Origin of the sequence: Paraburkholderia sp. NMBU_R16, assembly GCF_013282575.1 — a bacterium.
GTDB lineage: Bacteria > Pseudomonadota > Gammaproteobacteria > Burkholderiales > Burkholderiaceae > Trinickia.
The window spans coordinates 20,259-39,657 of record NZ_JAAAYE010000036.1 but is presented as its reverse complement, the minus strand read 5'-3'; the positions used below and the strand labels follow the sequence as shown (position 1 = coordinate 39,657).

General features: G+C 65.9%; 17 protein-coding genes. 8 read left to right on the top strand and 9 right to left on the bottom strand.

Annotation, left to right across the window (positions count from 1 at the left end; translation table 11 throughout):
- Window positions 1-18 precede the first annotated feature (18 nt).
- Both GWC77_RS18530 and apbC read right to left on the bottom strand, forming a co-directional pair.
- Entirely contained in the window at window positions 19-570 is a 552-nt protein-coding gene (locus GWC77_RS18530; RefSeq protein ID WP_173259377.1) for a superoxide dismutase family protein, read from the bottom strand.
- Between the two features lie 148 nt (window positions 571-718).
- A complete protein-coding gene (gene apbC / locus GWC77_RS18525) occupies window positions 719-1,807 on the bottom strand; it encodes an iron-sulfur cluster carrier protein ApbC (protein ID WP_173259375.1) in 1,089 nt (362 codons plus the stop codon).
- Window positions 1,808-2,135: 328 nt separating this feature from the next.
- Here apbC and GWC77_RS18520 point away from each other — a divergent pair, with 328 nt between their 5' ends.
- Window positions 2,136-2,801: an OmpA family protein gene (locus tag GWC77_RS18520; protein ID WP_173259373.1), complete on the top strand. Its 666-nt coding sequence runs from the start codon at window positions 2,136-2,138 to the stop codon at window positions 2,799-2,801.
- Window positions 2,802-3,186: 385 nt separating this feature from the next.
- The gene (gene metG, locus GWC77_RS18515) at window positions 3,187-5,361 is read left to right on the top strand and encodes a methionine--tRNA ligase (RefSeq protein WP_173259371.1); all 2,175 of its coding nucleotides are present in this window, start codon (window positions 3,187-3,189) and stop codon (window positions 5,359-5,361) included.
- Window positions 5,362-5,409: 48 nt separating this feature from the next.
- Here metG and GWC77_RS18510 read toward each other — a convergent pair whose 3' ends face one another.
- From GWC77_RS18510 to GWC77_RS18495, 4 genes are all read right to left on the bottom strand, one after another.
- Window positions 5,410-6,066: a hypothetical protein gene (locus GWC77_RS18510; protein ID WP_173259365.1), complete on the bottom strand. Its 657-nt coding sequence runs from the start codon at window positions 6,064-6,066 to the stop codon at window positions 5,410-5,412.
- Window positions 6,067-6,091: 25 nt separating this feature from the next.
- A complete protein-coding gene (locus tag GWC77_RS18505; RefSeq protein ID WP_173259363.1) occupies window positions 6,092-6,733 on the bottom strand; it encodes a hypothetical protein in 642 nt (213 codons plus the stop codon).
- A 145-nt stretch (window positions 6,734-6,878) separates the two neighbouring features.
- Window positions 6,879-11,039, bottom strand: coding sequence for a translocation/assembly module TamB domain-containing protein (locus GWC77_RS18500; protein ID WP_173259361.1), 4,161 nt, complete (start codon window positions 11,037-11,039; stop codon window positions 6,879-6,881).
- An 82-nt stretch (window positions 11,040-11,121) separates the two neighbouring features.
- Entirely contained in the window at window positions 11,122-12,822 is a 1,701-nt protein-coding gene (locus GWC77_RS18495) for an autotransporter assembly complex family protein (protein WP_254367029.1), read from the bottom strand.
- 347 nt (window positions 12,823-13,169) lie between these two features.
- Here GWC77_RS18495 and GWC77_RS18490 point away from each other — a divergent pair, with 347 nt between their 5' ends.
- The 4 genes from GWC77_RS18490 (at window position 13,170) to panD (ending at window position 15,623) form a co-directional block, all read left to right on the top strand.
- Complete coding sequence (locus GWC77_RS18490) at window positions 13,170-13,355, top strand: DUF3460 family protein (protein ID WP_173259360.1); 186 nt, start codon at window positions 13,170-13,172, stop codon at window positions 13,353-13,355.
- A gap of 11 nt (window positions 13,356-13,366) precedes the next feature.
- On the top strand, window positions 13,367-14,236 hold the full coding sequence (locus tag GWC77_RS18485) for a ScpA family protein (protein ID WP_173259358.1): 870 nt from the start codon (window positions 13,367-13,369) through the stop codon (window positions 14,234-14,236).
- A 124-nt stretch (window positions 14,237-14,360) separates the two neighbouring features.
- Window positions 14,361-15,194 carry a pantoate--beta-alanine ligase gene (panC, locus tag GWC77_RS18480; RefSeq protein ID WP_173259356.1) on the top strand — a complete coding sequence of 278 codons (834 nt, stop codon included), beginning with the start codon at window positions 14,361-14,363 and terminating at the stop codon, window positions 15,192-15,194.
- Between the two features lie 42 nt (window positions 15,195-15,236).
- Window positions 15,237-15,623 (top strand): aspartate 1-decarboxylase, encoded by a 387-nt coding sequence (panD, locus tag GWC77_RS18475; protein WP_173259355.1) that lies wholly within the window; start codon window positions 15,237-15,239, stop codon window positions 15,621-15,623.
- A gap of 65 nt (window positions 15,624-15,688) precedes the next feature.
- Here the strand turns inward: panD and GWC77_RS18470 are convergent, their stop codons facing one another.
- Window positions 15,689-16,312 (bottom strand): ParA family protein, encoded by a 624-nt coding sequence (locus tag GWC77_RS18470; protein WP_173259353.1) that lies wholly within the window; start codon window positions 16,310-16,312, stop codon window positions 15,689-15,691.
- Between the two features lie 133 nt (window positions 16,313-16,445).
- Here GWC77_RS18470 and cobU point away from each other — a divergent pair, with 133 nt between their 5' ends.
- Complete coding sequence (gene cobU, locus GWC77_RS18465) at window positions 16,446-17,009, top strand: bifunctional adenosylcobinamide kinase/adenosylcobinamide-phosphate guanylyltransferase (protein WP_173259351.1); 564 nt, start codon at window positions 16,446-16,448, stop codon at window positions 17,007-17,009.
- Window positions 16,988-17,962: a cobalamin-binding protein gene (locus tag GWC77_RS18460; protein ID WP_254367027.1), complete on the top strand. Its 975-nt coding sequence runs from the start codon at window positions 16,988-16,990 to the stop codon at window positions 17,960-17,962. Before cobU ends, GWC77_RS18460 begins: the two co-directional genes overlap by 22 nt.
- A gap of 61 nt (window positions 17,963-18,023) precedes the next feature.
- On the opposite strand, the gene GWC77_RS18455 is transcribed toward GWC77_RS18460, so the two are convergent.
- Window positions 18,024-18,641 (bottom strand): histidine phosphatase family protein, encoded by a 618-nt coding sequence (locus tag GWC77_RS18455; protein ID WP_173259349.1) that lies wholly within the window; start codon window positions 18,639-18,641, stop codon window positions 18,024-18,026.
- Window positions 18,626-19,393: an adenosylcobinamide-GDP ribazoletransferase gene (locus GWC77_RS18450; protein ID WP_173259407.1), complete on the bottom strand. Its 768-nt coding sequence runs from the start codon at window positions 19,391-19,393 to the stop codon at window positions 18,626-18,628. The genes GWC77_RS18455 and GWC77_RS18450 overlap by 16 nt, the downstream gene beginning before the upstream one ends.
- Window positions 19,394-19,399 lie beyond the last annotated feature (6 nt).

Sequence of the window (19,399 nt, the reverse complement as noted above, 5' to 3'; positions counted from 1 at the left end):
GAGGTCTCTCGGTCCTGCTCATTGTCCGTGAATCACGCCGCACCCGAGCGCGGGCCCGACGCTGTGATCGGGAAATGCCGGGTCGATCGGCTCGCGATAGATCAGCACCGAACGCCCGACGACCGAGCGCACGCCGTCGAGCGAGACGTCGGGCGCAACGATGAAGCCGGTCGCGCCGCCGTTCGCGTCCGCATGAAGATTGCCGAGATCGCCCTCGAGCCGCACCCCGGCGCGAAGCCTCGACGCGGCCGGCGCGAAGACGGGGCCGGCGCTCGCGCCGTCGACCGCATTGCAATCGCCACGCTCGTGCACTTGCAGCGCGTGGTCGGTGTTGGGCGGCAAGCCCGCGAGGTTGTATGTGACCTGCACGCCGTCCGCGCGTTCTATGAACGTGACGGCACCTTGCACCGCGCTGCCGACCGTCGGCCGCAATTGCGCATCGGCGCGCTTTTCGTGGTGGCCCAAAAATGCGGCGCAGCCCGCAAGCGGCGCGCCCGCCAGGCCAAACAGGGCGACGCAGGCGACGACGCTCAACGCACGCGCGTGCCGCCCGTCGGTTCGTTGTCTCATGCGATCCTCATGCCGGCCGCAGCGCCCCTGCGCTGCCGTCCCGGACTCAAGCGAAGGCGACATGATACCGCGCCGCGCGGCCGGCGCGGCGCAAGGGCATGCCGGGCCCTCGCGCGAAAGCCCCGGACGCCGCGTGAAGCAGGCCCGCTCAGGTGTTCTGAACGACGATGCTCGGGAATTTGCCGGTCATGTCGCGCGCGCGCTCGGCAATCTGGATGGCCACTTTCCGGGCAATGGCGCGGTATGTCTCGGCGATGCGTCCGCTCGGATCGGCGACGACGGACGGATGCCCGCTGTCGGCCTGCTCGCGAATCGAGATGTCGAGCGGCAAGCTGCCGAGCACCTGGACGCCGTATTCGCCGGCCATGCGCTCGGCGCCGCCAGCGCCGAAGATATGCTCGGCATGGCCGCAGTTCGAGCAGACGTGGATGCTCATGTTCTCGACGATGCCAAGGATCGGCACGCCGACCTTCTCGAACATCTTCAGGCCCTTCTTGGCATCGATGAGGGCGATGTCCTGCGGCGTCGTGACGATGACCGCTCCCGTCACCGGGACGCGCTGCGCGAGCGTCAGTTGGATGTCGCCCGTACCGGGCGGCATGTCGACGACGAGGTAGTCGAGCTCGCGCCAATTCGTTTGTCTGAGCAGTTGCTCGAGTGCGGACGTGACCATCGGGCCGCGCCAGACCATCGGATTGTCCTGCTCGACGAGAAAGCCGATGGAATTCGCCTGCACGCCGTGACCCTCGAGCGGGTTCATCGTTTGTCCGTCTGGCGAGTCCGGCCGCCCCTCGATGCCGAGCATCATCGGAATCGACGGTCCGTAAATATCGGCATCGAGCACGCCGACCGACGCCCCTTCGCTGGCTAGCGCCAGCGCGAGATTGACGGCGGTCGTGCTCTTGCCCACCCCGCCCTTGCCCGACGCCACGGCGACGATGTTCTTCACGTTGGGAAGCAGCTTGACCCCGCGCTGCACGGCGTGCGCGACGATCGATTGCGTGAGCGTGACCTCGGCGCGCTCGACGCCGGGCACCTGCCGCAGCGCCGCTTCGATCGACGCACGCAGCGCGTCGAGTTGGCTTTTCGCGGGATAGCCGAGGACGATCTCGGCGCGTACGGCCGTACCGTCGACGGCGACCGACTTCACGCCCTTGGCTGCCGCGAACGGTCGGCCGGTGTTGGGATCCGTCACGGCCGCAAGCGCGGCGTCGACCAAGGCCCGATCAATGCTCATCGAAAAAACTCCGAAGCGAAACGGCTCGCGGCGAGGCCCACCGACGGGCCGCAGCGTATGCGGCCCGAGGGCGACTCACGCCGCGCCGCAAGGCAGGAAAATTGAAAGAAAGTGTTGCTCGCCATTGCCAAATAGTGCGCTCCCGAGGCACTTTCGCCCTCGGCGCTCGCCAGGGGGCCGCATCGCGGTCCCCGTACGCGCTATTGTAGTGGCTTGCGTCGTCGTGGCTGGAAGACACTGCGCGCGGCAAGGCTTAGCAGTTTTCCGCCCCGGATCGGGCCGAACAACCGGCATCGTTCCGACACGTTTTCTTGAGAGGACTCGAAAAATGAACTCGAAAATCATGACCCGCTTGACGGTATTCACGCTGGCCGGCGCACTGCTCGCCGGCTGCGCCACGGAGCAGCAAACGAATGCGGCCTATGGCACAGGCGCCGGTGCGGCCGCGGGCGCCGGCCTCGGCGCCATCTTCGGCGGCGGCAAGGGCGCTGCGATCGGCGCGGGTGTCGGCGGGCTGTTGGGCGGCATCACGGGCTACAACTGGAACAACATCCGTAACCGGATTTCGGGCGCGTCGCGCGGCACCGGCACGACCGTCAACGAACAGCCCGACGGTTCGCTGAAGGTCAATATCCCGAGCAACGTGACGTTCGCGACCGACAGCTATCAGATCAACCCGGCGCTCTATCCGACGCTCAACGAAGTGGCGAGTCAGATGGCGCAGAACCCCGAACTCGTTGCCGAAGTGCGCGGCTACACCGACAGCACGGGGTCGCCGCAGTACAACCAGACGCTTTCGCAGAACCGCGCACAAAGCGTGGCGAACTACCTCAGTCAGCGCGGCGTAACGCCTAACCGTCTGGCGGCCGCTGGATACGGTCCGAATCAGCCGGTCGCCGACAACAACACCGAACAGGGCCGCGCTCAGAACCGCCGCGTCGAAATCTATTTGAAAGCAACCGCGCAGCACGGCCAGGCGCCGCGCTACCAATAAACTGGCCGCAGCCCGCCGGGCGGGCTGCGGGCCGATCGGGAATGCGCCCGGAATGTTTCGGTAAACAAATCGAAAAATTTTTCGAACTCGCCCGGAAATCGGCTGTCTCTACGTACGGTACGCGGATGGCGAAGGCCGCCGCGTCACCATTCTCCTCTTGTCGTTGTTGCTCCGGGGCCGGTTCATATTCGCCCCGGTTTTTTTTGCCCGCCGTTTCCAGTGCGTGGGCCGCAACGGTTTCCGACCCCTCGGCGCTTCCGAGTCCGCGGCCCCTCCCCCCTCGCGCCGAACGTCAGGCGGGGCACAGCCCGCGCCCTGCCACGAATTGCCGCGCCGGCCCTGTTAAAATCGGCGTTTTCCCTGCGCGGTCCCTCTTCGAACGCCAATGACAGCACCCGACATCGCCTCCAACCCACCCGCGCTCCGTCGCCGGATTCTCGTCACATCCGCCTTGCCGTACGCGAATGGACAGATCCACCTCGGCCACCTGGTCGAATATATCCAGACCGACATCTGGGTTCGCACGCTGCGCATGCACGGGCATGAGGTGTACTACGTCGGTGCCGACGACACGCACGGCACGCCCGTCATGCTGAGCGCCGAAAAGGAAGGCATCACGCCGAAGGCGTTGATCGAGCGCGTCGGGCGCGAGCACAAGCGCGATTTCGACAGCTTTCTGGTTTCGTTCGACAACTACTACTCGACCGATTCGGACGAGAACCGCGAACTTTGCGAGTCGATCTTCCTCTCGCTGCAGGCAGCCGGGTTCATCGATGCCCGCGAGATCGAGCAGGCCTACGATCCCGTCAAGGAAATGTTCCTGCCCGATCGCTTCATCAAGGGTCAGTGTCCGAAGTGCGGCGCGAAGGATCAATACGGCGACAGCTGCGAGGTCTGCGGTTCGACCTATCAGCCGACGGAGCTGATCAACCCCTACTCGGCCGTCTCGGGCGCGACGCCCGTGCGCCGCAAGTCGACGCATTACTTCTTCCGCCTCTCGGACGTGCGCTGCGAATCGTTCCTGCGCACCTGGGTGAGCGGGCTCGCGCAGCCCGAAGCCACCAACAAGATGCGCGAATGGCTCGGCGAAAAGGGCGAGGCCAAGCTCGCCGATTGGGATATCTCGCGCGACGCTCCGTATTTCGGTTTCGAAATTCCGGGCGCGAGCGGCAAGTACTTCTATGTCTGGCTCGACGCGCCGGTCGGCTATTACGCCAGCTTCAAGAATCTGGCCGCGCGCCTCGGGCTCGACTTCGAAGCATGGATCCGCCCGGGCACCGAGACCGAGCAGTACCACTTCATCGGCAAGGACATCCTCTACTTTCACACGCTCTTTTGGCCGGCGATGCTCGAGTTCTCCGGCCACCGCACACCGACCAACGTCTTCGCCCACGGCTTTCTGACCGTGGACGGCGCGAAGATGTCGAAATCGCGCGGTACCTTCATCACGGCGAAGAGCTATGTCGACACGGGGCTCAACCCCGAATGGCTGCGCTATTACTTCGCCGCGAAGCTCAATGCCACGATGGAAGACATCGACCTGAACCTCGAGGATTTCCTGGCACGCGTGAACAGCGACATCGTCGGCAAGTTCGTCAATATCGCGAGCCGCGCGGCGGGCTTCCTCGTAAAGCGATTCGACGCCCGCGTGCAGGACAGCGCGATGCATCACCCGCTGCTCGGCATGCTGCGCGAGGCGCTGCCGCACATCGCCACCCATTACGAAGCGCGCGAGTACGGCCGTGCCGTCCGGCAGACCATGGAACTCGCCGATGCCGTCAACGCCTACGTCGATACGGCCAAACCCTGGGACCAGGCGAAGGATCCGGCCAACTCGGTGGCGCTGCACGAGACGGTCAGCGTCAGCATCGAGGCGTTCCGGCTGCTCACGATCGCGCTGAAGCCGGTCCTGCCGGCATTGGCCGCGAACGTCGAGGCGTTTCTCGGTATCGCGCCGTTGACTTGGGCCGACGCCGGCAACGTCCTTTCGTCGGCACGCCCGATCAACCCCTATAAGCATCTGATGACCCGTGTCGACCCGGCACAGATCGAAGCGCTGGTCGCGGCCAACCGCGCATCGCTGCAACCCACCGACACTACACCGCCTCGGCAAGCGGCCTCGGCAGCGAAAACCACCGTCGAAGCAGCCAAAAGCGGCAAGGGCGCCAAGGGCGGCACCGTTGCGGCAGCCGCGAAATCGACCGAAAGCGCCGAGGCCTCGTTCGTTTCCATCGACGACTTCGCCAAGATCGACCTGCGCATCGCGCGCATCGTCGAATGCAAGGCCGTCGAGGGCTCCGACAAGCTGCTGCAACTGACGCTCGACGTCGGCGAAGAGAAGACGCGCAACGTGTTCTCGGGCATCAAGTCGGCCTACCGGCCCGAGGACCTCGTCGGCAAGCTGACCGTGATAGTGGCGAACCTGGCACCGCGCAAGATGAAGTTCGGGCTCTCGGAGGGGATGGTCTTGGCGGCATCGGCTGCCGACGAGAAAGCCGAACCGGGGCTTTATATCCTCGAACCGCACAGCGGCGCACAGCCGGGTATGCGCGTGAAGTAGCGGCGGGCGGCGGGCGCGCGCGCCACGAATCGGCGTGCGCCCCCGCCATCAATACTGCTGCAACACGGCCCGATCGATATCGCGAAAAAACAGGTTGCCCGTGCCGACCCTTCGAGAACCGTCGAACGGTACATGCCAAAACTTGACCATCAGGATGCCGCTGCCTCGGGCAGCGGGCGCCGCGGCAAATCCCGGATTGCGCACCTTCGGTATCTCCTTATGAAGCTTCGACGCGAGTTTGCCCAACGACGCTGCAATCCGTGAGCCCACCGCACTGCTCGGCATTTTCAGACCCACCGCGCCGAACGTCGCGGGCGAACTGAACGTCCCGCCGGCGAACTTGGCCACTCTCGTGGCGGCTTCGTTATAGGGGTAGAGCGACTTGTAACGCGCCACGGTGGAAAGCTCGAAAACGGACATATAAATGTCCGGCTTGCCCGAAAAGGTATTCGGTGAAGTGTTTTCGATGCCCTTGTTCGCGTTTGCGCTGAAGAACCCGGCAATTTCGTCGAGCGTACCGTAGACGACAAGCGGTCGCGCACCCTGTCCGTAATCGGACAACAGCCACATGCCGTTGATTTGTGGAGGGTAAGGAATTGGCACGCCACCATGATCGAATTTCACCGCGCCGAAACTACCGAAGTCCGGATTTCCCGACGATAACCGGCACATCCGGCCGGCATACTCCTTAACGCATATGTCCATTTCGGAATCCTAAATAATAGTGACATCAGTGCCGAAAAAGACGTTTGAAGTCATTGCCGTCGGCTGTGGCGTTCGGCATGCCGTGGCCGCTGAACCTGGAGAAGAAGACCCGCCTTTGTCCGATCCGCCGCATGCCTTCGCCCGGAAACGGACTGAATGTGACGCGAAATAGCTTCCCTGCCTTGCCTTTCGATTCGGCGATACCGGGATTGCGGATGAACTTGTACATGTCGTAGACCGTGGCGATCAGGTCGCCAATATCGCCCACGTCGCCAACGGGCGCCGTACAACCGCCAATGCCGCAGTCGAGCGCGTGCGAATCCTGCGGCACGAATTTCGCGGTCGACCAATCCTTCAGTGCGACACATCGAATCAACGTGTTCGCGACGCTGACCCCGGCCATGGCCGCGTCATTTCCCGCAAATAGCGTCCTATAACGGTTGCGCGAGACTTGCGCCGTCACGCCCATGAAGATCGATGGCAATTCCGGTATCGTGGTTTCGATGCCGTACATCGCCTCGCGCTCGAAGAAATCGACGATCTGCGCGCCCGTACCGTCAAGCACCAGATCGCGCGCACCGGTTTGCGTGTCCGCGAACAAATAGCGGTTGTACGTCGAGCTCCGGCTCGCGGTCGTGAATGCGCCGCGATCCTCGATGAAATTCATTGGCCCGGTCCGGTGGACCATCGACGATGGGGCACGCATCATTCTGATCGGCTGCATATTTCGGTTTTCGGTTAAGTCGGAAACCGCTATCGGAACATGCAACCCCCACGCTGGAATAGGGAACTTTTCTCAGTTATTTTCCGGCTCACCGTTTCAACCAGAACGCATCGAAGCGGCGCGTGTAATTGATATCGACGCCCTGGAACGTGCCCGTATAAGTCGAAAGCGCCCAGAAACGCGAGAGATTGATCGTCGCCTTGAACGCATTGGCCGCCGATTGCAGACCCTGCTCATAGCCGAGCACGAGTCGCTCGTTGATCGCTTTCGAGAGCATGACCACCTGCGGATCGGTCAATCCGACGTCACTGCGGCCCACCGTGAATTCATCGAGTCCGAATGTCTGCGCCACGCGTTTGCCTGTCGCACTCCCGAGCAGCGCGAGCGCCGTCGTCATCGAGCTTTGCTGGCCGAGATTGTTGCCCTGATCGGTGCCATGGCCGAACAGCAGCCACGACAGTTTTTCGTTGTCGGACACGTTCGGCTCCGACACGAGTTTGACGATCGGCGCGTCGACGGTTCCCGTGACCTGCACGCCGGCCTCGACCTCCTGATTGCGGCGCATCGCGAGGATATTGATGCCGGGATTCGCCACCGGTCCGTTGAACGTGAAAAAGCCGTTTTCGATGGCGAGCTTCCGCCCGAACTCGGTATAGGTCGAGCCTTCGGTCACGCCGACATTGCCGATGGCCCGCAGCGGCTGGCTCGGCGCCGACATCACGGTCACCGTGCCGCGCAGCCCGAGATCAGCGCCGCGCCCACGGAAACGGAAGTTGCGCCCCAGATCGATGTCGATGTTCGCGCGCGGCGCGAAGCGGCTCACCGGCTTGTTCATGGTCGGCTCGATCGGCGGCGGCGCACCTCGCACGGCGGCGTTGTTGCGCAAGATCACGACATCGTCCGACAAGCTGGGCGCCGGCTGCTCCGGCATGTCGAACAGCGCACGATCGATCTTGAACTTGCCGTCGATATTCATACCGCCGGCCGGCCCGCCGTTCGCAACCGTCGCGCTGCCCGACAGCGACAGCCGCCGGTCCGGCGCGGCGAACAACTCGAGCTTGTCGGCGACGATTTGCGCGGTGATGTCGGGCTCGGCGCGATCGAGCCGCACTTGACCGGTCGCGCGCAGCGTACCGTCGCCGCCATGAAACTCGACGCGTTGAAAGTCGACGAGATTCTCCGATAGTGCGATGCGTACGATACCGTCTTTCAATTGCACGCCCTGATCGATGAACGTCGCCGCGAGCCCGTCGCCGGTCAGCGCGCCTGAGAGCGCGGGTTTCGCGATCGTGCCCGCCACGCTCAGCCTGAGCGCCGCGCGCCCGGCGAGCACGTAGCTCGGCCCGAACAGGCCGCCCGTCGTTTTCAGCGAAGGAACATCGGCCGCGATCGTGCCCGCAAGCGGAGCATCTGCCGCCAGCCCGAGCTGACCGCCGCGCGCCGGATCGGGGGAAAGCGGTACGCTCACGTTCGCGTCCGCGCTGCCGATGCGGCTCGCCGCCGCGTGCAATGTCGCGCTCAATCGCGAGCCGGTACGAAAATCGGCGCGTGCGCCAAGCGCGGTGATGCCGAGCGGCGCCAATCCGCCCCGGACCGTGTCGACCGACACGTCTCCGCTCACGCGTTCGAGGCGCGCGTAGCCGGACGCCGTGCGGCCCAGCGTGAAATCCCAATCGCCCGCGACGACGAGATCGCTACGCATGCGCGAAGGCGTGCCGGTCAGTTGCTCGCGTATTGCGAGCAGTCTCGCCACCGACAGATTCGAGGCCGAGCCGGCCGAGCGGATCGCGCCGCGGTCGTAGACGAAGGACTTGATATCGATCCGCGCGCCTTCGAGCGCGAGCCGCGTCGCGCCGAGCGTCACGAACTGGCGGCCCGCATTGATCGCGAGCGGCGCCTGCAGTTCGAGCGCCGGCATGCCCCGATTTGCGAAGCGCGTGACGGTACCGGCCCATTGCAAGCCGTCGCGTGTATCGGTCAACCCGCCCGACGCCGCCAATACGAGGTCTACCGGCCGGCCGCGCAGCGTGCCTTTCGCCGCCGCATCGAACGCGTGCTTCGCGCGCGTGCCGCTCGCGTGCGCGGAAAGGCTCGTGAAATCGGCGATGCTCGTATGGACGTCGCGCGCATCGGTGGTGAATTCGAGCGCCCCGTTCGCGCCGTCACGCACGAGCGCACGCCCCGTCGCCGCACCGACGCGGTTTTCGCCGAACGATACATCGTGCGCATCGTAGCTGAGTGTGGCATTGGGATGAGCGAGCGAGCCCGTCACGTCGCCGTCGGCATTCACCGCGCCCGCCAGGCCAAAGCCGAGCCGTCCGAGCTGCGGCGCGGCAATGCGAAAACGCAGCCGGTCGCCCGGTGCGCCGAAGCTGCCGTGCAGCTCGATGTCATTGCCTGCGATCGATAGCGCCGCGTCGCTCGGCAATAAGCGCTTGTCGGCCACCTGCACCGTGCCTTCGCCTTTGAGCGGAAGACCGTCGTAGAGGCTGTCGGCGAGCTTGAACCGCAGCTTCGTCGCGATATTCGGAGCCAACGTGCCGCTCGCTTCCAGCGTGCCCGTCACGCGCGCCTCGGGCCACCGCGTCGACGCGCCCCGCGCCACCGCGGCGGACTTTCTCCCCGGGGCCGACGGATGCGACGTCACTTGCCGCTTCGATGCGGTCGATGCGGTCGACGGCTTCGATGATGTTCCCGCGCGCGGCGCGTGCGGGGCTCCCGGGCGCTTTGGCGCGGCCGGCGGCGCACTCGCCGCCAGCACGAGGCGCGGATCGAAGCTCTTCAGCGTCGCGCGCAGCGAATACGTCGATCGAGCATCCCGCATGAGGGTGCCATCGAGATCGACGTGGCCACTGCCGGCCGCGACGCGCACATCGCGCAACGCGATACGCTCGGGATCCAACGCGATTTTGGCGCGTGCGCCGAGACCCGCACGCTTGTCGGCAAGGTCGAACTCGAGCCCGGTGGTCGCGCCGTCGAGTTGCACGCCGATCGGCCCATCGAGGGCCGTCGTGCGCACCCATGGCGTAATCGTGTTCAGATCGAGGCGGCTGGCCTGCAAGGCGATGCGACCTCGGCCGCGTGTGAGCGTGCCGCCGCCCGCGAGCTCGGCGTCATCGACGAGCCGCACGCGCAGGTCCGCAATGCGCTCCGCGCTTGCATCGAGCCGCACATCGGCGTGTGCATCGATGAGCGGCAGCAACTGCGCGTCGAGTCTGCCCGGCTTCGCGTTGACGATCGAGACCGGACCGGCCACGACCGACGTGCCCGCCCCCGGCACGGGGCCGAGATCGGCGTTGAGCGAAAGATCGGCCGCGGGCGCACCGGGGCTGAACGTCTGCGGGTTCACGTGAGCAAGCGCGACTTGCGCGCGCTTGAGCGGCACCGGTGCAAAAGGCGTGGCCTCTACCCGTGCATGCCCTTTGAGCTTGAAACCGCTTGCGTCGATCTCGGCCGTCAGCGCCTCCAGCGTGCCCGTGACCTGCGCGCTCGCCCGGGCCGGCTCGCCCGCGAACTCGCCCGCATAACCGGCGTTGCCCGTGAGCGCGAACGGGCGCACGCCGTCGAGCGACAGCTCGGCCGTGATCGCCCCGTAAGGCGTATCGAGCCCGCCGAGCGCAAGCGTATGATGGCGCCCGTCGCTGCGGCCGCTCATCCGCAAACGGTCGAATTCCGTCACGCTTGCGCCGTCATGGATGCGCAGCCGGTCGATACCGATTGCGCGCACGTCCAGCTGGATCGGCAAGCGCAGGCTCTGCGGCAAAGTCATCGGCGCGTTGCTGCTTGTCGGCGCAACACGCGCATCGACAGTGCCCGCGTGCAGATCGACGATCGTCAGCCGCCAAGGCGACGGCGTGAGCGCCCATCGGCCGCTCAGCCGGTCGATGCGAATCTCGGTCGTCGCGGCTGTCGCAGCCGTGGGACCGCCCGTTGCCGCCGGCCGCTCGAGAAAATGCACGTCGGCCAACCTCAGCCCGCTGGCGAGCGTGCCACCCTGGAACGTGCCGGCGAGGCGTCCGCCCGAGAGCGCCACGGCTGCGCGCCAGACAAGCCCAGTCCCGCGCTCGGTCGTGAGCGCACCGAATAGCGCGAGCGATTCGGCGCCCAGCATGAGCACGATGCCCAGCACCGTCCACACGAACACGCGCAGCGCCCGGCGCGGCTTGCGACGCGGCGGCGGTGCATCGCGGCCGGCGTCGTCGACGTCTGGCGGCGGTGATGAGGGCGGCGGTGGCGAATCGTTCGTCATGCTCGTTTCGGGAAAAGCGCGCTCAAGGCGAAAGCGATATCGATGCGGTTTTCATGCGGTTTTCATGCGGTTTCAGGCCGTTTCAAAAGGCGATGCCGAGCGTCAGATACGGTCTTACGCTCTTGTTGCGAATGCCATATGCGAGATCGACGTTGACTGGGCCGACCGGGCTGCGCCAGCGCGCGCCGACACCGACGCCGGGAAAGAACGTCCGCTCGTGCCAGGTATCCGTGGCCGTGCCGATGTCATAGAACACCGCGGCGCCCCAATCGTGCGTGAACCAGTGCTGATACTCGGCCGTGCCGGTGATGAGGTACTTCGTCGGCAGCACCGAACCCGACACGTTGTTGCCGATACTCTGAAAGCCATAGCCGCGTACCGAGTTCGAACCGCCCGCGCGAAAAAGCAGCGATGCCGGCACATCGGCCGAGCTGCCGCTCGTGAACACGCCGCCGAGTTCCGCGCGAAAAAGCACGAGGTCGCGCTTGCCGACCGGCAGATACTGTACGCCGCGCGCATAGCCGCGCACGAACGTCTCGTCCGAGAGCGCGTGGCGCACCGCAAAGCCGGCCTCGGCATGGAGCAGATTGCCCGAATGCGGAAAGAGCGGATCGTCGACATTGCGCCGCGTCCACGACCACTGCGGTACGAGCGCGTGGCTCGTCTTCGGGCTGGCGGCGTTCTGATCGAGCCGATCGACGTAGTACTGCAGCGAGTAGGTGTAATCGATGAACTGCGACGTGCGCGCCCGCTGCACGCCGATGCGCGCGCTATAGATGCGCGTGTCCGATACATTCGTGCTCGAGTACGACGCGAGCGCGCTGTTGACCCAGCCCCGCCGCCCTGGCGGCATCGACAACTGGATTTGGCCGTATTGCTGGATCTGATCGAGCCGGCCCTGTACCGAAAACGGCCAGGCGGCCCCGAACGTATTCAGATATGAGTAGGCGCCCTGGACGTGCGCGCCCGTATCGGTCGCGTAGCCGACCCCGCCACGCACGCTGTTATACGGATACTCGCTGACCTTCACGTGAATCGGCGTCTCGTGCGGCTTGTCGACGTCGCTGTCGACATCGATCGCGACACTGGCGTAATACGGCGTATTCTGCAATTGCCGTTGCAATTCCTCGATTCGAGTCGTGTCATAAAACTCGCCGACTGCAATGGGATTGACGTTGGTCACGATCCATTCGGGATAGCGGCGCACGCCCGAGACATCGAGCGGACCCATCGTAAACGTCGGACCGCTCTCGAACGCGACGGAAAGCGCCGCCGTTTTTTTGCGCGGATCGATGAGCGCCTGAGAGCGAGCGATCTTCGCGCCCAGATAGCGACGGGCCTGCAGCGCCTTGAGCGCGGCCGATTTGGCATCGCTCCAACCCGACTGCGTGAAGGGGTCGCCCGGGTGCAGCGAGAAAGCGAAACGCGCCGCGTTCTCGCGGGAAGGGTCTTCCGTTTTCACCGGGCCGGCGAACGAGAGATCGATCGACGAGACGTTCGTGCGCGGCCCCGGATCGACATGCACGATCACGCTTTTTTTGCCCTCGGCCGTGCGGACATCGGTACGCACGACCGGTGAAAAATAGCCGTCCGTGGATGCGAGATCGCGCACCTGCTGCGGCGTCGCCGTCAAGAGAAAATCGAATTGATCGTCCGTGATGTCGTCGCGCTTGGCAAAACGGGAGAGGTCGAGATGCGCCTTGAGCAGCTTGCGAAGTTCGCGCGGCGCATCGATCTCGATGCCATATTTGGCCGAAGCCGGCAACGCAAGCCCTGCTAGCAGAGTCCCGACAGCCGCCGCGAGCCAGCCGCGGGCAAGGCGTCCGGCGCACCGGCGGGCGGCGCGCGTCAAGCACAGGTTGTCGATCGCTGCTTCCCGCAAACGGGGCCTCCCGGCAACGTTGAAAAGACGAACTCACGCGCGGCGCATACGAGCACGCGCCGCCGGCCGCTCATTTGACCACAGCCGCGGCCTCGCGGGCGACCGCGAAAGCGAGTCCGCCGCGCGCGCGGTTTTGACGCCATGACGCCCGCGATGTTCCGCCTACGGTGGCATGCGCTAAAATCCCGGTTTGCGAGAGACGGTGCTCGCCGCACCGATGTGCCCCTATTTTCCACGATCGACGAGCCATGTATCAATCGGATATCACGCAGTTCCTGAACCAGCTCAAGCAGCAACAGCCGACGCTCGAGGAAGAGCAGCGCCGCGGCCGCGCGCTCCTGTGGGACAAGCAGCCGCTCGATCTCGAGGAGCGGGCGCGCCAGCAGGCTGCGGGCGTCAAGCAAACGCCGTACGTCTACTACCAGAACTTCTGAGCGCCCGCCGCGTGAACCCCGCCGACGAGGCCACGCGCTCGCGAGAGCCGGTCTCGGCGCTCGCCGCGCCGGCCACCGATACCACGCCCGACACCATCGACGGCGTGGCATTCGCGCGTCTTTACGGCGAGCCGCTCTTCAAGCTGCCGCAGGACCTCTATATTCCGCCGGACGCGCTCGAGGTCTTTCTCGAAACGTTCGAAGGTCCGCTGGATCTGCTGCTCTATCTGATCCGCAAGCAGAACTTCAACGTACTCGATATACCGATGGCCGATGTCACGGTGCAATATCTCGGCTACGTCGAACAACTGCGCCAGACGAACCTCGAACTCGCGTCCGAGTATCTGCTGATGGCCGCGATGCTGATCGAGATCAAGTCGCGCATGCTGTTGCCGGTGAAGAAAGCGGATACGGGCGAGGAAGCGGAGGATCCGCGCGCCGAGCTCGTGCGGCGCCTGCTCGAGTACGAACGGATCAAACTCGCCGCGCAGCGCATCGATCAGTTGCCTCAGCTCGGGCGGGATTTTCTGCGGGCCGACGTCTATATCGAGCAGAGCATGGCGCCGCGCTTTCCAGACGTCGTCATCGACGATCTGCGCGCGGCCTGGGCCGATGTGCTCAAGCGGGCCAAGCTCGTCGCGCATCACAAGATTTCGCGCGAGGAGCTCTCCGTACGCGAGCATATGAGCCTGATCCTGCGGCGGCTGCAAAACGCGCGCTTCATGGAGTTCGCCGAGCTGTTCGACGTCTCGCGCGGCGTGCCCGTCGTCGTCGTCAACTTCATCGCCATGCTCGAGCTGTCGCGCGAATCGCTGATCGAGATCACGCAAGCCGAACCGTTCGCGCCGATCTACGTGCGGCTGGCGTATCTGCCGGCGTAGCGCCGAACGGCGCCACGGTGCCCTGGAGGATCCGCTCTTTTAGCTACTGCGCCTCGTCGAATCCTCTACAATCGGCGCCCTGTTGCAGTCCACGCGCCTCGCCGCGCTTCAACCCCGGTCCATCATGAAAGTCATCAGCTCGATCCAGGAATTGCGCGACCAGTTGCGCGGACAGAACCGTACGGCTTTCGTGCCGACCATGGGCAATCTGCACGAGGGACATCTCTCGCTGATGCGTCTCGCGCGTCAGCATGGCGACCCGGTCGTCGCGAGCATCTTCGTCAACCGGCTGCAGTTCGGCCCGAACGAGGACTTCGACAAGTACCCGCGCACCCTCGAAGCCGACATCGACAAGCTGCAAAAGGAAAACGTCTACGTGCTGTTCGCGCCGACCGAGCGCGACATGTATCCCGAGCCGCAGGAATATCGCGTGCATCCGCCGCACGACCTCGGCGACATCCTCGAGGGCGAATTCCGGCCCGGCTTTTTCACGGGCGTATGCACGGTCGTCATGAAGCTGATGGCCTGCGTGCAACCGCGGGTGGCCGTATTCGGCAAGAAGGACTACCAGCAGCTCATGATCGTGCGACGCATGTGCCATCAGTTCGCGCTGCAGACCGACATCGTCGCGGCCGAAACGGTGCGCGACGCGGATGGGCTCGCGCTCAGCTCCCGCAACCGCTATCTGACCGAGGCGGAGCGCGGCGAAGCGCCGATGCTCGCCGTCACGCTCGCCCGCCTGCGCGATGCCGTGCATACCGGCGAGCGCGATTTCAAGCGGCTCGAGCGCGACGCGATGGCGAGCCTCGCCGCACGCGGCTGGCAACCCGATTACGTGGCCGTGCGCAAGCGCGCGGATCTCATCGCGCCCGCCCCTCACGAAACCGATGCGCCCCTCGTCGTGCTGGCCGCGGCGAAGCTCGGCGCCACACGTCTCATCGACAACCTGGAAATCTGAAGCGGCACCCGTGAGTTGCCGCGCACGTCAGAGGAAACGACCATGCAGCGCCATTTGCTCAAATCGAAGATTCATCGCGCCGTCGTCACGCACTGCGAGCTGCATTACGAAGGCTCCTGCGCGATCGACGAGGATCTGCTCGATGCGGCCGATATCGTCGAGAACGAACGCATCGACATCTGGAACGTCAACAACGGCGAGCGGTTCTCGACCTACGCGATTCGCGGCGAGCGCGGCAGCGGCATGATCTCGCTGAACGGCTCGGCCGCGCGGCGGGCCCAGCTCGGGGATCTCGTCATCATCGCCGCCTTCGCGATGGTCGACGAGGCGGACCGGGCGGCCGGCTGGGAGCCGAAACTCGTGTTCGTCGACGAGCGCAACAAGATCAAGGGCAGCCGGGCGCAGGTGCCCGTGCAAAGCTGGAGCTGACGCACCCGGCGGCTGCGCGCAGAGCGCATCGCGTGCTGCGCACGGGCGTCTCGCGCCGGCAACCGTCAGCGAGCCGCCCAGGCGACGATGGGTTCCCACTGCTCGAGGTCTTTCTCGACGCGGCTTTTTGCCACGTCCCATAGCGTGAGTCCGTGCGCGGCCAATTGCACGTAGTTCTGCGTATCGCGCAAAAATCCCAGCACCGGCAGATCGAGCCCCTCCACGAAGCGGTGCAATTGGTCCGCCGAGCGCGTGCGCGCGTCCACGCGCATCCCGACGACGCCGACTTCGATGGCGCCCTTGCGCACGGCCTTCTCCTTCGCGAGCCGTTCGAGGAAATGCTGTGTGGCGAGAATGTCGAACATCGACGGCTGCAGCGGCACGATGACCTTGTCCGCGAGTTCGAGCGCACTCACGAGACGATTGCCGTGCAATCCGGCCGGCGTATCGACGACGGCCCACTCGAGGCCGCGCGGCGGCTTGGCGGGGGCATCGGGATCGACCGCCCAGCTCTCGATGGGCGGCAGGCCACCGGGCCGCAACGCCAGCCACGATTGGGCCGATTGCTGCCGGTCCAGGTCCGCGAGCGCAACCCATTCCCCGTTTGCCGCGAACGAGCCGGCCAGATTGGTCGACAACGTGCTCTTGCCCACCCCGCCCTTGGGGTTGGCCACCACGATTACCGTCATGAACGCTCCCGATTTGCGAAGCCGTCTGGCCCCGTATGGGTGTCGATGATATCGGCAAATCGGTTCGCGCCGTAGCCCCCTCGGCAACCGCCCGGACACCATGTCGGGCCTGCGATGCCGTTACAATCGCGCGATGACCACGCCAGACCTCACTTTCGTGCTCGGCGGCGCCCGCTCGGGCAAGAGCGCCTATGCCGAGGGCCTCGCCGGGGCCAGCGGCCGCGGCGTCATCTACATCGCAACGGCCCGCGGCGCCGATGCCGAGTTCAGCGAGCGTATCGCTCACCACCGCGCGCGGCGGCCGGCGCATTGGCGGCTCGTCGAAGCCGGTGCCGCGCTCGACGAGGCGCTTCGCGCGGCCGACGGGGACGATGCCTGTGTACTCGTCGACTGCCTGACGCTATGGCTCGCCGGTCTGCTGTGTCCGCCCGAAGCATGCGGCCCCGCGACTGAGGACGCCGACGCCCGGATCGACGCGTTCATGGCGGCGCTGGCGACCGTTCGTGCACGCGTCATCGTCGTCAGCAACGAGATAGGCCTGGGCGTGGTGCCGCTCGGTTCGGTGACCCGCCGCTATGTCGATGCGCTCGGCCGGCTCAATCAGCGCGTGGCCGCGCTCGCGCCCGAGGTCACGCTGATGGTGGCGGGTCTTCCGCTCGCCGTTAAAACGGCGCCATGCCGAACGCGAATCGCCTGATGCGCAAGCTCGTCGAAGCGCTGACTCTTGCCGTTGCATTCGCCTGGGCCGCCGGTTCGCCGCTGCCCGCGCGCGCGGCCGTTTCCGTCGTCGACGACGCGGGCCGTACCGTCACGCTCGCCCAACCCGCGGCGCGCGTCATTTCGCTCGCGCCGCACACGACCGAGCTCGTCTATGCGGCCGGCGGCGGAGCACGGCTCGTGGGTGCGGTGTCCTATAGCGACTATCCGCCCGAAGCCAACGCGCTGCCGCGTGTGGGCAGCAATTCCGCCCTCGATCTCGAGCGCATCGTCGCGCTCAGGCCCGAGCTCATCGTCGTGTGGCGGCATGGCAACGACACGCGGCAGCTCGATAAGCTGCGTGCCCTCGGCATCCCGCTTTTCGTCAGCGAGCCGCACAAGGTCGATGACGTCGCGACGAATCTGGACCGCCTCGGGACGTTGCTCGGCACCGAAAGCACGGCCCGCGCCGCGGCGCAGCGCTATCGCGACGAAATCGCCCGGCTGCGGGCGCGCTATGCGGCGCGACCCGTGGTCAGCGTGTTCTATCAGGTCTGGGACCGCCCGCTGCTGACGCTCAACGGCGCGCATATCGTCAGTGACGCCATTGCGCTATGCGGCGGACGCAACGTATTCGGCGAGCTGGCCGCTCGCGTGCCCACGGTGTCGGTCGAAGCCGTCGTCGCGGCGAACCCCGAGGCCATCGTCACGGCGGCCAAGGGTGCCACCGCGCCCTCACGCGACGCACCGCTGCCCGATCTCGCGCGCTGGCGCGCCTGGCCGCACATGACTGCCGTCGCGCGCGGCAATCTGTTCGCCATCGACGGCGATCTGATCAACCGGCCGGGACCGCGTCTGGCCGAAGGCATCGATGCGCTGTGCCGCGACCTGGAAACGGCTCGAGCGAAACGGCCTGCCTCGGGCGCCGCCGCCCGGGCTTCGGACTCGCACTGAGCGAATCCACCTTGGCCGGATCGATCCGGTCGATTCGGTCGGTCCGGTCGACGGCCAAATCTCATCCATTCCACCGAATCACGCGCCAGGCGCCGCCCTCCTCGTCCCCTTGGAGCCAAACGATGCCGGCCATCGCGACAGGCCACGCGAGTGTGCGCTCGAGCGGTACGGCAAGTGCGAGCGAGGCCAACATACGGATCACGCCTGCGTGCGTGACGACGAGCGTCGGCGCCTTGCTTGCTCGCCGAGCCGCCCCCGCGGACTGGCTCGCCCGCTTCCATGTCTCGAACCATTCGCCCACGCGTGTGCCGAATTGCGCCACGCTTTCGCCGCCGTGCGTGCGCGCGTGGCGCAAATCGGCAGCCCAGGCGTCGAGCGCCGCACGGTCGATGGCATCCCATCTGAGACGCTCCCAGGCGCCGAAATCGATCTCCTGGACCCGGGCGTCGGCCGTCTCGGCGCAGCCGAAGCGGCGCGCCAATTGACGCGCCACGCCGGCGCACCGAACAAGCGGACTCGTGACGAGCGAGCGCGGCAGGGGGACATCGAGTGCCGCCAGCCGCGCGACGATGGCAGCAGCCGCCTCGCGCTCGTCGACGGCGAGCGGAACGTCGGTGCGCCCGTAGCAGACGCCGCGCTCGACAGCCGGCGGCGGATGGCGGATCAGGACGAGATCCATGCGAGAACGACGAGGTAGATCGCCAGCTCGAAGACTTGCTGCGCGAAGCCCAGGCAATCGCCCGTATAGCCGCCGATGCGCCGCTGGAAATAGCGCGACATCAGCATGCGCAGCACGACCGTTACGGCCAGCGCGACAAGCCCGGCGCGCCAGTCCGGCCAGAAGAGCCAAGGCAGTCCGAGTGCAGCGATGAGGCCGTACGCGCGTACGGACAGGCGCTGCACGACAGCGCCCGCCTTGCCTTCGGCTCGCGCGTAATCGAGCGTGACGAGCAGACTCGCCGCGAGCGCGCGGCTGGCCGCATGCGCGGCCACCATGAGCCAGGCGGCCACGAGCGGGGGAAGCGCGGCGAGCGCCTGCCATTTGATCGCGAGCGTCATGACCAGCGCGATCGCGCCGAACGCGCCAATGCGCGGATCGCGCATGATTCGCAGGACATCCTCGCGCGCCATGCCGCCACCGAACCCGTCGCAGCAATCGGCCAGCCCGTCTTCGTGAAAGGCCCCCGTTACCAGCAGCGTCGCCGCCATGGAAAGCAGTACGGCCAGCGACACCGGGAAAACACGCCACGCCAGCAGGTAGACGAGCGCGCCGAATGCACCGACCAACGCGCCGATGAGCGGGAAGTAGCGGATGGCGCCGGCCAGATCGCCCTGCGCGGTACCAACGCCATACGGTAGCGGCACGCGCGTGAAATAGCCGAGCGCCGCGCACAGGTAGCGCCACTCGGCGCGCGGATCGAGGCGGCGCACGCGATC

Bases quoted from the DNA above. Each gene is read 5' to 3' on its own strand.
- metG (WP_173259371.1), top strand. From the start codon at position 3,187: ATGACAGCACCCGACATCGCCTCCAACCCACCCGCGCTCCGTCGCCGG.
- GWC77_RS18470 (WP_173259353.1), bottom strand. From the start codon at position 16,312: ATGACGGTAATCGTGGTGGCCAACCCCAAGGGCGGGGTGGGCAAGAGC.
- GWC77_RS18510 (WP_173259365.1), bottom strand. From the start codon at position 6,066: ATGGACATATGCGTTAAGGAGTATGCCGGCCGGATGTGCCGGTTATCG.
- GWC77_RS18460 (WP_254367027.1), top strand. From the start codon at position 16,988: ATGCCGAACGCGAATCGCCTGATGCGCAAGCTCGTCGAAGCGCTGACT.
- panC (WP_173259356.1), top strand. From the start codon at position 14,361: ATGAAAGTCATCAGCTCGATCCAGGAATTGCGCGACCAGTTGCGCGGA.
- cobU (WP_173259351.1), top strand. From the start codon at position 16,446: ATGACCACGCCAGACCTCACTTTCGTGCTCGGCGGCGCCCGCTCGGGC.
- apbC (WP_173259375.1), bottom strand. From the start codon at position 1,807: ATGAGCATTGATCGGGCCTTGGTCGACGCCGCGCTTGCGGCCGTGACG.
- GWC77_RS18530 (WP_173259377.1), bottom strand. From the start codon at position 570: ATGAGACAACGAACCGACGGGCGGCACGCGCGTGCGTTGAGCGTCGTC.
- GWC77_RS18505 (WP_173259363.1), bottom strand. From the start codon at position 6,733: ATGAATTTCATCGAGGATCGCGGCGCATTCACGACCGCGAGCCGGAGC.
- GWC77_RS18500 (WP_173259361.1), bottom strand. From the start codon at position 11,039: ATGACGAACGATTCGCCACCGCCGCCCTCATCACCGCCGCCAGACGTC.
- GWC77_RS18455 (WP_173259349.1), bottom strand. From the start codon at position 18,641: ATGGATCTCGTCCTGATCCGCCATCCGCCGCCGGCTGTCGAGCGCGGC.
- GWC77_RS18490 (WP_173259360.1), top strand. From the start codon at position 13,170: ATGTATCAATCGGATATCACGCAGTTCCTGAACCAGCTCAAGCAGCAA.
- panD (WP_173259355.1), top strand. From the start codon at position 15,237: ATGCAGCGCCATTTGCTCAAATCGAAGATTCATCGCGCCGTCGTCACG.
- GWC77_RS18520 (WP_173259373.1), top strand. From the start codon at position 2,136: ATGAACTCGAAAATCATGACCCGCTTGACGGTATTCACGCTGGCCGGC.